10 protein-coding genes are annotated in these 12,091 nt (G+C 70.6%); 6 read left to right on the top strand and 4 right to left on the bottom strand.

Annotated elements, in window-relative coordinates; genetic code table 11:
- Nucleotides 1–35 precede the first annotated feature (35 nt).
- Entirely contained in the window at nucleotides 36–308 is a 273-nt protein-coding gene (locus CAL11_RS20150; RefSeq protein WP_033454285.1) for a hypothetical protein, read from the bottom strand.
- Nucleotides 309–409: 101 nt separating this feature from the next.
- Here CAL11_RS20150 and apbC point away from each other — a divergent pair, with 101 nt between their 5' ends.
- The 4 genes from apbC to dcd are packed head-to-tail and all read left to right on the top strand — an operon-like array spanning nucleotide 410 to nucleotide 7,647.
- Nucleotides 410–1,495, top strand: a complete 1,086-nt coding sequence (gene apbC, locus CAL11_RS20145) for an iron-sulfur cluster carrier protein ApbC (RefSeq protein ID WP_033454287.1) — start codon at nucleotides 410–412, stop codon at nucleotides 1,493–1,495.
- Between the two features lie 3 nt (nucleotides 1,496–1,498).
- Entirely contained in the window at nucleotides 1,499–3,403 is a 1,905-nt protein-coding gene (locus CAL11_RS20140) for an autotransporter assembly complex protein TamA (RefSeq protein WP_086094012.1), read from the top strand.
- Nucleotides 3,400–7,023: a translocation/assembly module TamB domain-containing protein gene (locus CAL11_RS20135; protein WP_086094011.1), complete on the top strand. Its 3,624-nt coding sequence runs from the start codon at nucleotides 3,400–3,402 to the stop codon at nucleotides 7,021–7,023. Before CAL11_RS20140 ends, CAL11_RS20135 begins: the two co-directional genes overlap by 4 nt.
- A 60-nt stretch (nucleotides 7,024–7,083) precedes the next feature.
- Complete coding sequence (gene dcd, locus CAL11_RS20130; protein WP_003808382.1) at nucleotides 7,084–7,647, top strand: dCTP deaminase; 564 nt, start codon at nucleotides 7,084–7,086, stop codon at nucleotides 7,645–7,647.
- Nucleotides 7,648–7,654: 7 nt separating this feature from the next.
- Here dcd and CAL11_RS20125 read toward each other — a convergent pair whose 3' ends face one another.
- From CAL11_RS20125 to CAL11_RS20115, 3 genes are read right to left on the bottom strand one after another with little or no spacing between them, the layout of a single operon-like run.
- Nucleotides 7,655–8,077, bottom strand: coding sequence for a VOC family protein (locus CAL11_RS20125; protein ID WP_086094010.1), 423 nt, complete (start codon nucleotides 8,075–8,077; stop codon nucleotides 7,655–7,657).
- Nucleotides 8,078–8,103: 26 nt separating this feature from the next.
- Nucleotides 8,104–8,523, bottom strand: a complete 420-nt coding sequence (locus CAL11_RS20120; protein ID WP_086094009.1) for a VOC family protein — start codon at nucleotides 8,521–8,523, stop codon at nucleotides 8,104–8,106.
- Between the two features lie 27 nt (nucleotides 8,524–8,550).
- Entirely contained in the window at nucleotides 8,551–9,069 is a 519-nt protein-coding gene (locus tag CAL11_RS20115; RefSeq protein WP_033454298.1) for a GNAT family N-acetyltransferase, read from the bottom strand.
- 52 nt (nucleotides 9,070–9,121) lie between these two features.
- Here CAL11_RS20115 and CAL11_RS20110 point away from each other — a divergent pair, with 52 nt between their 5' ends.
- Complete coding sequence (locus tag CAL11_RS20110) at nucleotides 9,122–9,619, top strand: hypothetical protein (protein ID WP_080699922.1); 498 nt, start codon at nucleotides 9,122–9,124, stop codon at nucleotides 9,617–9,619.
- A gap of 155 nt (nucleotides 9,620–9,774) precedes the next feature.
- A complete protein-coding gene (locus tag CAL11_RS20105) occupies nucleotides 9,775–12,045 on the top strand; it encodes an arginine/lysine/ornithine decarboxylase (protein WP_086094008.1) in 2,271 nt (756 codons plus the stop codon).
- Nucleotides 12,046–12,091 lie beyond the last annotated feature (46 nt).

Genomic DNA, 12,091 nt, shown 5'->3' with positions numbered 1-12,091 from the left:
ACGGCGGCGCTGCGGGGGCCGGCGGGACGCCGGCGTCAGCGCACTTCGCGGGCTTCGACGTCGATCACGTCGCCGCGGGGCTGGCCGAACGGGGCGCCGGCGGCTTGGAACGGACCCGGCCGGGCGGCCTGGCGCTGGCTCCAGTAGGCGCGCACGCCGAACGGCTTGCCACGCACCTTCGCGACCAGGTACAGCACGCCCACCGCGATGGCCGTGGAGGCCATGAACACCAGGGCCATCATCATGCCGATGAGACCGAGGAGGGCAAACAGCGCGGCGCTGAAAAAGCGGAACAGTGTATTGACCATGTAGATATGGATGTAAAACCGGGCTAAAGGTTCCCGCGTATCCGCTATCCTTCGAGTAACGGCTCGCGTAATGGCGCGATGACCCTGGGAACCATAGTGTGATGAGTATAACGATAGAACAAATCCGCGGCGCGTTGGCGGGCGTCGCCGATCCGCAGACCGGCCTGGAGCTGAATGTTTGTGTAAAAGATCGTGACATCCGTCTGGCCGGGGACGAGGCCGCCATCACGATAGAGCTGGGCTATCCGGCCGGCGGCGTGGCCGATTCCGTGCGCGCGCTGGCCGGCGCCGCGCTGGCCGCCGCGGGCCTGGCCGCGGTGCGCGTCGCGGTCACCTGGAACGTCATCGCCCACGCGGTGCAGCCCGGCCTCAAGCCCCTGCCGCAGGTGCGCAACATCATTGCCGTGGCGTCCGGCAAGGGCGGCGTGGGCAAAAGCACCACGGCGGTCAACCTGGCGCTGGCGCTGGCGGCCGAGGGCGCGCGGGTCGGCGTGCTCGATGCCGACATCTACGGCCCCAGCGTGCCCGCCATGCTGGGCCTGGCCGGCCGTCCCGAAAGCCGCGACAACAAGACCATGGAGCCCCTGGTCGGACACGGCCTGCAGGCCAATTCCATCGGCCTGCTCATCGACGCCGACGCGCCGGCGATCTGGCGCGGCCCGATGGTCACCCAGGCGCTGGAGCAACTGCTGCGCCAGACCAACTGGCGCGACCTCGACTACCTGGTCGTCGACATGCCGCCGGGCACCGGCGACGTGGCCCTGACGCTGGCGCAGAAAGTCCCGGTCGCGGGCGCGGTCATCGTCACCACCCCGCAGGACATCGCGCTGCTCGATGCGCGCAAGGGCCTGCGCATGTTCCAGAAAGTGCATGTGCCCATTCTGGGCGTGGTCGAGAACATGGCGGTGCACATCTGCCCCCAATGCGGCCATGCCGAGCATGTTTTCGGCGAGGGCGGGGGCCGCCGCGTGGCCGAGCAGTACGAGGTGCCCTGGCTGGGCAGCCTGCCGCTGCAGCGCGCCATCCGCGAGCAGACCGACGCCGGCAACCCCACCGTGGCGGCCGAGCCGGGCGGCGAGGCCGCCGGCATCTATCGCGACATCGCCCGCCGGGTGGCGGCGCGCATTGCGGCCCTGCCGCGCGACATGGCGGGCAAGCTGCCCGCCGTGGTGGTCCGGCCCGCCTGACGCATGCGTCGGATATTGCGTGTCTGCCTCGCCCTCCTGTTCGCGCTTGCCGCGGGACAGGTCCATGCCAAGCTGCCGGAGGTCATCGTCGATCCCGGCGGCGTGCCGCCGGCCGCGCTGCAGGCCATCAACAGCGCGGTCGACGCCATCGCGCGCCTGTCCGAGGACCAGGACGGCGGCGAAATCGACCGCCTGCGCCGGCGCGCGCGCGACGCGACGCTGGCCGCGCTGGCGACGCAGGGCTATTTCACGCCCACCGTCACCCTGACGCCGGGCACCGACGTGGGCGGCGAGACCTGGGACATCGCCATCGAGCCGGGACCGCGCGCCCGGATAGCCAGCGTCGACCTGAAATTCACCGGCCGGGTCGCGCGCCCGGAATACGCCGCGCGCATCCAGAAGTGGCGCGACGACTGGACCCTGAAGGCCGGCCAGCCCTTCATCAACGGCGACTGGAACAAGGCCAAGTCCGGCCTGCTGGACGCGGTGTCCACGCGCGACTTCCTGCTGGCGCACATGACCCATTCGCTGGCCGAGGTGGATGCCGAAACCGCCCAGGTGCGCCTGTCGGTGGAGATCGACAGCGGCCCGGCGGTGCGCATGGGCACCCTGCAGACCGAGGGCCTGGAGCGCGTGCCGGAAAGCCTGGTGCGCCGCTACGTGAAGTATTCCGAAGGCGCGGCCTACGACCAGGACAAGCTGGACCAGTGGCAGCAGGAGCTGCAGTCCACGGCGTTCTTCCGCGGCGCGTTCGTCACGCTGGACCAGGGCGCGGGCGGCGGCCAGGACGACGTGAGGGTGAGCACGCCGGGCGCGGGCGCGCGCGCGCCCGGCTCCAGCGGCCTGGCCTCGGTGGCGCCGGCCGGCAATGCCGAGGTGGCGGGCGGGCCGACGGCGGCGGCTCCCGCGGCCGATTCGCAAGGCGAGATCACCCTGCCGGTGGACGTGCGCGTGGTCGAGGCCCCGCCCAAGCGCCTGGCGGTATCGCTGGGCGTGGACGACGAGGCGGGCGTGCGCTTCGAGACCATCTATCGCCAGAACGTCGTGTTCGGCCAGCCGGTCACCATGGAAACCGGCCTGGGCGTGGACCGGCTGCGCCAGCGCGCCTATCTGGACTTCAACCTGCCGCCCGACGAGCGCGGGCGCAAGGATTCCTTCGGCCTGCTGTTCGACCACTCCGATGTGCAGGGGCTGGACGTGACGCGCTATGCGCTGGGCGTCACGCGCCTGCAGGAGCGCAAGGGCGCCGGCGACAGCCGGGTCGAATACGAGACGCGCTGGGGCGGCCTGCTGGCGCACGATCACGTCAAGATCGATGGCGGCGACGAGTACGACCTGCCCACCGCCACGCTCACGGCCGAATGGCTGCGGCGCGACGTCAACAGCAAGTACGACCCGCGCGAGGGCAACCTGATCGCCGTGGGCGGCGGGGTGGGCGCCACGCTCGACGATGGCCAGCCCTACATGCGCCTGCGGCTGCGCGGCCAGAAATGGTGGCCGATCGGCAAGCTGGACGTGCTGACCTTGCGCGGCGAGGTCGGCCGGCTCTGGTCCAACGGCCGCACCCGCGTGCCCGACGATTTCGGCTTTCGCACCGGCGGCGCGCGCTCGATCCGCGGCTACCGCTACCAGAGCATCGGGGTGGAGCAGGACGACGCCGTCGTCGGCGCGCCCACGCTGGCCGTGGCCAGCGTGGAATACGACCACTATTTCAATGAGCGCTGGGGCATAGGCGTGTTCGTCGACGCGGGCGACGCGGCCGAATCCTTCGGCGACATGGACATCGCCGTGGGCTATGGCGTCGGCGCGCGCGTGCGCACGCCGGCCGGCCCGCTGTTCCTGGACGTCGCGTACGGCCAGCGCGAACGCGACCTGCGGCTGCATTTCTCGTTGGGGATCGCGTTTTGAGCAAGATATGGGGCGTCGTGCGCCACATCCTGGTCTGGTGGGTGCCGGGCGTGGCCATGCTGGCCGCGCTGGCGTGCGGGTTCGTGTTCTGGACCGTGGCGTCGCAACACGGCACGCGCCTGTTGCTCGACACCGTGGCCCAGCAGCTCGACGGCGAGATCGCGGGCGTGCGCGGCAGCGTGCTGGGCGGCCTGCGGGTCGACCGCATCCGCCTGTCGGTGGCCGACGTGGATGTGGCCGTCGACGATCTGCGGCTGGACGTGGAGTGGCGCGCGCTGGGCAAGCGGCTGCTGCACGTGCGCGAGCTGGCGGCCGAGCGCCTCGAGGTCGGCCTGCATACGCCGGCCACGCCGCCGCCCGAAAACAACGAGCCGTTCGCGCTGCGCCTGCCGGTGGAGCTGGCGCTGGACCGTCTCAGCCTGGGTGAATTCGTCCTGCGCCAGGATGGCGAGCCGCTACCCGTGAGCGCGGGCGAGCTGCAGGCCAGCCTGGCGGCGGGGCGCCACGGCGCGCGCCTGACGCTGGACAGCCTGCGGGTGAGCCATGCCGTGGGCACGCTGCGCGCGCAAGGCCGCCTGGACGTGGCCAGCCTGGCCCAGCCCTGGCCGCTGACGGCCAGCCTGGACGTGCGGGCGCGGGGCAGCGGCCCCGAATCGCCGCTGTGCCTGGCGCCGCTGCTCGACGCCAAGGGCAAGGCGAAGGACACAACGGCCAGGGAAAAGGCCGGCAACGACAAGACCGCCGACGACAAGGACAACGCCGGGGAAACGTCGGACGAGGCGGCCGACCCTTGCGGCCTCGCGCTGCAGGTCCGGGCGCAGGGCACGCTGGAGCAACTGGAAGCCGAACTGGCCGGCGCCGGCCAGGGGCTGACGCTGGACGCGCGCGCCGGCCTGCTGCCGCAGGCGCCGTTTCCGCTGCGCACGGCCAGCCTGAAACTCACGCGCGACGACAAATCCACCCTGGCCGCCACGCTGGACTGGCAGCCGCAACCCGGCCAGCCCGGCCGCGACCGCGTCGTCGCCACGTTCGAGGCCGAGCGGCTGGACCTGCAACGCCTGGCCGGCGAGGCCATCCCGCCGGCGATGCTGAGCGCGCGCGGCGGCCTGGACGCCGAGGTCGACGATCTCAGCCGCCTGCACCGCGCCACGCTGACCCTGGACGTGACCAAGGGCAGCAGCTGGAACCGCCATCCGCTGGCCGGCAAGGTCGCCGCCAGCGTGAGCGCGCTGGGCGACCCGCCGGCGCCGTCCGCCGCGGCCGCGCCGGCGGGACAGCACGAGCTGCCGGGCGGGCTGCGGGTCGACCAGCTCGATGTGGACCTGCAACTGGGTCCGAACCGGGTGCGCGCCCAGGGCAAGCTGGACGAGCGCGCCGGCGCGCTCAAGCTGGACGCGCAGGCCCCGCGCCTGGACGCGTTCTGGCCCGGCATTCCGGGCGCGGCCAGCGTCAAGGCCGCGCTCGACGGCGCCCTGGCCCGCCATCGTGGCCGCATCGAGGCCACCTATACGCCGGCCGACGCCCGCGCGCGCGTGCTGGGCCGCGCGCGTGCGCAGGCGCAGCTCGAATTCAGCGGCGGCTGGGGGGAGGGGCCGGCCGCCGAAGGCGCCGCCGCCGGCTGGCGCGGCTCGGTCTCGCGCCTGACGGCCGACAGCGCCGGCTTCGCGCTGGCCCTCGAACGTCCCGTCACGCTGGCCTACGTGCCCGGGGCGGTCGCCCCGCAATGGCAATGGCAGGTCGGCGCCACCACCCTGGCGCTGGCCTTTCCCGACAAGCAGCGCGTGGCGCTGGCGCATGCCGCTTCGCGCGGCGGCGCCGGGCGCTGGGAAACCGCCGGCCGCGCCGACGCGCTGGTGATCACCGCGACCATGGTGCGCCAGATACTGGTGGCGCTGGATCCCGAGGCCGTGGCGCGCGCCGAGCGCGACAGCGGCAGCCCGGTCAACGCGCCGGTGCCGGCGGCGCAGCGCCGCATTTCGCTGGACGCCTCGTGGGACCTCAAGTTCGCCGGCGCGCTGGCCGGCAAGGTCCGGGTGGCGCGGCGCGACGGCGACCTGCGCATTCCGGGCGACCCGCCGATTCCGCTGGGCCTGCGCACGCTGGTATTCGAGGCCAATGCCACGCCGACCGGCGCGCAGACCAGCCGCCTGGACGCGCGGCTGGACATGGCGACCGCCAGGATGGGCGCCATCAACGGCACCGCCAGCGCCACGCTGGGCGGCCTGGCGCTGGACCCGCGCCAGCCGATCCGCGCCGCCCTCGACGCCGACGTGACCGACCTGGCCTGGCTGGGGCTGTTCGTCGGCGATACGCTGGAAATCGGCGGCATGCTCAAGGCCAACGTGCGCGCGCAGGGTTCGCTCAACGGCAAATGGAACGCCAGCGGCACGGTCAACGGCGACAAGCTGCGCGTGGTGCGCATCGACGACGGCGTGCGGCTGATCGACGGCACGCTGCGCGCGCGCCTGCAGGACGACCGCGTCATCCTGGATTCGCTGCGCTTTCCGGCCTCGCTGCGGGTCATGCCGGCCGAATGGCGCACGCGCGAGTGGGTCAGCACCAACCCCGACGCCAAGGGCGGCTACCTGGAGGCCACCGGGCAATGGGAACTGTCGGCCGCGCGCGGCCAGGTGCGGCTGCAACTGCACCGCTTCCCGGCGCTGCAGCGCTCGGACCGCTACGGCATGGTGTCCGGCGTGGTGACGCTGGACGCCGCGCTGCCGCGCATCTCCATCAACGGCGACATCACCGCCGACGCCGGCTGGGTCAGCCTGGAGATCCTGCAGGGCGTGCCCACCCTGGACGACGACGTCAAGGTGGTGCGGGCCGGCCAGAAGGACGCGCAAGGCGACGGTCCGCCGCTGCAGATCGACATGAACCTCAAGGTCGACATGGGGCCGCGCTTCTATATCACCGGCATGGGGCTGGATGCCGGCCTGCTGGGCTCGATCCAGATCCGCCTGCAGGAGGGACGGCTGACCGGCTACGGCGCGTTGCGCACGCGCGGCGGCGGCATCGAGGCCTACGGCCAGAAACTGCGCCTGCGGCGCGGCACACTGACCTTCCAGGGCCGGCTCGACAACCCCTTGCTCGACATCGAGGCCTTGCGCACCGGCGAACAGGTCGAGGCGGGCGTGCGGGTGGCCGGCACGGCGCAGCGGCCGCGCATCGACCTGGTCTCCTATCCGGATGTCAGCGACGTCGAGAAGCTGTCGTGGCTGGTGCTGGGCCGCGGCCCGGATGCCAGCGGCGGCGACACGGCGCTGCTGCTGTCGGTCGGCACGGCGCTGCTGGGCGGCGGGCAGCCGTTCTACAAGCAGTTCGGCCTGGACGACGTGAGCGTGCGGTCCGGCGCGATCGGCAGCTCCGGCAGCCTGCTGCCCGACCGCACCGTGGCCGCCGGGGTCAACCGCGACAGCGACGCCGACCTGGCGACGCAGTTCCTGGTGGCCAGCAAGCGCTTCGCCAACGGCATCACGCTCAGCGTCGAGCAGGCGCTGGCCGGCAGCGAGACGGTCGGGCGCGCCAGCTACCGCCTGGCGCGCGGCCTGTCGCTGGACCTGAAGGCCGGCTCGGTCAACGGAATCGCGCTGGTATATCGGATCCTGCTGGATGACTGAGCGGCAAGGCGGCCGCCGGCGGCGGGTAGAATACCCTTCATTCAATCGAGGCGCCCAACCATGAGCATCAAAAGCGACCGCTGGATCCGCCGCGCGGCCGAAGCCGGCATGATCGAACCCTTCGAGCCGGGCCAGGTCCGCACCGCGGGCGGCAACCGCATCGTCAGCTACGGCACCAGCAGCTACGGCTACGACGTGCGCTGCGCGGACGAATTCAAGATCTTCACCAACATCAATTCCACCATCGTCGATCCCAAGCAGTTCGACGAGAAGTCGTTCGTCGACTTCAAGGGCGATGTCTGCATCATCCCGCCCAACTCGTTCGCGCTGGCGCGCACGGTCGAGTACTTCCGCATCCCGCGCAGCGTGCTGACGATCTGCCTGGGCAAGAGCACCTACGCGCGCTGCGGCATCATCGTCAACGTCACGCCGCTCGAGCCCGAATGGGAAGGCCACGTCACGCTGGAGTTCTCCAACACCACGCCGCTGCCGGCCAAGATCTACGCCGGCGAGGGCTGCGCCCAGATGCTGTTCCTCGAAAGCGACGAAGTCTGCGAGACCTCGTATCGCGACCGCGGCGGCAAGTACCAGGGCCAGCGCGGAGTCACCCTGCCGCGCACCTGAGCGGCGGCTATTGCCAGGGGTCGTACGAGCCGACGCTCCAGATATGGCCCTCCGGGTCGCGGCACGAAAAGCCGCGGCCGCCGTAATCGGCATCGGCGATGTCGATCAATATCTCGGCGCCCGCGGCCTGCGCGTCCCGGTAGGCCTGGTCGGGGTCGGCCACCACCAGGTACACGCTTTGCGTCTCCACGCCGCCGACTTCGTCGGGCTGCTTCATGTAGCGGGAAAACGGCGTATCCGTCACCGATGCCAGCATGATCATGCCGCTGCCCAGCGTCAGCTGGGCATGCACGATGGTATCGGCCGGGCCGGGCACGATGCGCTGCGCCTCGAACCCGAACGCCTGCACCAGCCATTCGATGGCGGCGCTGGCGTTGCGGTAGCGCAGGCAGGTCACGACAGGTGAGGCGACTGTGGCTGGGACTGGCATGGCGGTCTCCGGATGGCGCGGCGCGTTCAGGGCGCCGCGGCGGCGAGGGCGTCGTAGCCCTCGCCCAGGAACTGCAGGATGCACACGCCGTTGCCGTAGGGGTCGGACAGATGCGCGATGCGGCCCCAGGCGTGGCTGTGCGGCGGGTCTTCCAGCATAGCGCCGGCGGCCACCGCCGTGGCGACCGCGCTGTCGCAATCGTCCACCACGAAGTCCAGGTGGACCGGCGTCCAGTGGCGCGCGTAGTCGCGCCCCTGGCGCGTGGCCGTGGCCGCCTGCGAGCCGGCGGCCTTCTCCAGCAGGTAGATGGGCGCGGCGGCGCCCGCCATCTCGATGGCCCGCGGCCCCAGCCGGCGCCGCGGGCGCAGGCCGAAGGCGCGTTCGTAGAACCGCGCGGCCTGCGCCGCGTCGGGGACGTCGATATTGATCAGCACCTGGACCTGCATGATGTCGGCTCCCGTCGCCGGCTGTCCTCAGCGCGAGGCCAGCGGGCGGATCATGAGAATATTGGCCAGCAGCCGGCCGCCCACCAGCAGCGCGTCGGGCTCGCGGCCATACTCGGTGAATCCCAGGCTGGCGTACAGGGCGTGCGCGCCGCCGTTGTCCGCGCCCACGCTCAGCAGCACGTGGCGGACCCCGGTCATCCGGGCCGCCCGGGCCAGCAGCGCCTCGGTCAATTGGCGCGCCAGGCCGCCGCGGCGTTGCGCGGGTACAACGTAAATACCCCAGATTTCGGCCTTGTGGCGTTGTTTCATTGTGTGCCCGCGCGCCACGCCGCCCACCCCCGCCAGCGCCCCGTCCACGAAGGCGCCCAGCAGGACATTGCCCTCCCGCGGGGCCAGCCGGGCGCGCCATTGCGCGATTGTGTCCACGCTTTCTTCTTCGTAACTGGACCCGAAGGCTTCGGGCGCCTCGCGCAGGGCGGCCAGGCGAACGCGTTGAAATTCTGCAGCATCCTCGGGCGTCAAAGGGCGTATGGTGGAAAGATTCACGTCTGGCTCCGGAGCGCGCGCGCAGGGTGGCGGCAGGGTTGCGCCAAATATAATGAAGATACGTGAAAAGCGCGGCTGTTTCGCGGCGCAGGAGCCCCCGATGTTCGGTTTCCGCAAGAAAGACACGCAGCAGTACGACCAGGAGGCGCAGGACGCCTTCGTCGAACGGGTCGCCGGGGCGGCTCGCGATTTCGTGGCCGCCGTCCCCGCCGGCGCGGGGCTGGACTACTCGCCGGCCAGCATCGCGGCGCTCGACGCCGTGCTCGAACAGGCCCACCTGGGCGCCCTGGCGCTGGACCCGGTGCAACGGGTCGGGGCGGCCGCCTACCTGTACGAGGTGGCGCGGCGCCGCCATGGCGGGCTGTACGAGGTCTGCGACGACGACGATCCGGTGGTGCTGGTGACCGGCGAGCCCGAGTTCGACGTCTGCCTGTGCGCCATCGCCAAGGTCGAGCGCCGCATCGACGCCGGCCCGCAGGAAGACCTGCGGGCGTTCTTCGGCCGCTACGAGCAGGCCGTCGCGGCGCGCCGGCCCGACGTCATTCGCTGACGGCGCGCGTCGGCGGGCGCACCCGTTTTCAATCCGTCCTACAATTCCCCCGAAGTCGGCCCGCTCGTCGGGCCGGTTGCTTTTTTGTCACCAGCCCGACCCCGTCTGGCAGTACACTCGCGTCCGTTTTGCCTTGCCCTCCCAGGAGCGCCCGCATGAAATTCCGCTTCCCCATTTTCATCATCGACGAAGACTATCGCTCCGAGAACGCCTCGGGGCTGGGCATTCGCGCGCTGGCTTCGGCGATCGAGGCCGAGGGCGTGGAGGTCATCGGGGTGACCAGCTACGGCGACCTGAGTTCGTTTGCCCAGCAGCAAAGCCGCGCCAGCGCCTTCATCCTGTCGATCGACGACGAGGAGTTCGACGTCGACTCCCCGGAAGACGTGGCGGGCGCGATCAAGAACCTGCGCACCTTCATCGGCGAGCTGCGTTTCCGCAACGCCGACATCCCCATCTACCTGTACGGCGAGACGCGCACGTCGGAGCACATTCCGAACGACATCCTGCGCGAGCTGCACGGCTTCATCCACATGTTCGAGGACACGCCGGAGTTCGTGGCGCGCCACATCATCCGCGAAGCGCGGAGCTACGTGGACGGCCTGCCGCCGCCGTTCTTCCGCGAACTGGTCAAGTATGCCCAGGACGGCTCGTATTCCTGGCACTGCCCGGGGCATTCGGGCGGCGTGGCGTTCCTCAAGAGCCCGGTGGGCCAGATGTTCCACCAGTTCTTCGGCGAGAACATGCTGCGCGCCGACGTCTGCAACGCGGTCGACGAACTGGGCCAGCTGCTGGACCACACCGGCCCGGTGGCCGAGTCCGAGCTGAACGCCGCGCGCATCTTCCACGCCGACCACTGCTTTTTCGTCACCAACGGCACCTCGACGTCCAACAAGGTCGTCTGGCATGCCAACGTGGCCGCGGGCGACGTGGTGGTGGTGGACCGCAACTGCCACAAGTCGATCCTGCACGCCATCACGATGACCGGCGCGATCCCGGTGTTCCTGCGCCCCACGCGCAACCACCTGGGCATCATCGGCCCGATCCCGCTCGACGAATTCGACCCGGAGAACATCCGCCGCAAGATCGAGGCCAACCCGTTCGCGCGCGAGGCGCTGAACAAGAAGCCGCGCATCCTCACGCTGACGCAGAGCACCTATGACGGCGTCATCTACAACGTCGAGATGATCAAGGAAAAACTGGGCACCTACGTCGACACGCTGCATTTCGACGAGGCCTGGCTGCCGCACGCGGCCTTTCACGAGTACTACCGCGACATGCACGCGATCGGCCCGGACCGGCCGCGCAGCCAGGACGCCATGGTGTTCGCCACGCACTCCACGCACAAGCTGCTGGCCGGCATCTCGCAGGCCTCGCAGATCATCGTGCAGGAGTCCGAGAGCCGCAAGCTGGACCGCAACCTCTTCAACGAGGCGTACCTGATGCATACGTCGACCTCGCCGCAGTACGCGATCATCGCGTCGTGCGACGTGGCCGCCGCCATGATGGAGCCGCCGGGCGGCACCGCCCTGGTCGAGGAGAGCATCCGCGAAGCCATGGACTTCCGCCGCGCCATGCGCAAGGTCGCCTCCGAGTTCGGCAAGGACGACTGGTGGTTCAAGGTGTGGGGCCCCAACCGCCTCGCGCCCGAGGGCATCGGCCATCGCGACGACTGGGTGCTGGAGTCGGGCGACCACTGGCACGGCTTTGGCGACCTGGCGCCGGGCTTCAACATGCTCGACCCGATCAAGGCCACCATCATCACCCCGGGCCTGGACATGTCGGGCAGCTTCGGCGAAAGCGGCATACCTGCCGCCCTGGTATCGAAGTACCTGGCCGAGCACGGCGTGGTGGTCGAGAAGACCGGCCTGTATTCGTTCTTCATCCTGTTCACCATCGGCATCACCAAGGGCCGCTGGAACACCCTGCTGACCGCGTTGCAGCAGTTCAAGGACGACTACGACCGCAACCAGCCCCTGTGGCGCATCCTGCCCGAGTTCTGCCGCGACCACCGCCGCTACGAGCGCATGGGCCTGCGCGACCTGTGCCAGCAGATCCACGAGGCCTATCGCGAACGCGACGTGGCGCGCCTGACCACCGAGATGTACCTCAGCGACATGGTGCCGGCGCTCAAGCCCTCGGACGCCTTTGCCCGCATGGCGCACCGCGAAGTCGAGCGCGTCGAGATCGACCAGCTCGAAGGCCGCGTGACCGGCGTGCTGCTCACGCCGTACCCGCCGGGCATCCCGCTGCTGATCCCGGGCGAGCGCTTCAACCGGACCATCGTGCAGTACCTGCAGTTCGCGCGCGAGTTCAACGAACGCTTCCCCGGTTTCGAGACCTACATCCACGGCCTGGCCGACGAGGTGGGCCCCGATGGCGCCAAGCGCTACTACGTCGACTGCCTGAAGGAAGCCGGCGGGCAGTAAGTCCAACGCGCCGCGCCGCGTCGCCCCGGGGCGGGCGGCGCGGCGT

It is taken from the genome of Bordetella genomosp. 6 (genome assembly GCF_002119705.1).
Lineage (GTDB): Bacteria > Pseudomonadota > Gammaproteobacteria > Burkholderiales > Burkholderiaceae_B > Bordetella > Bordetella bronchiseptica_F.
This window is presented reverse-complemented; position numbering and strand designations above follow the sequence as displayed.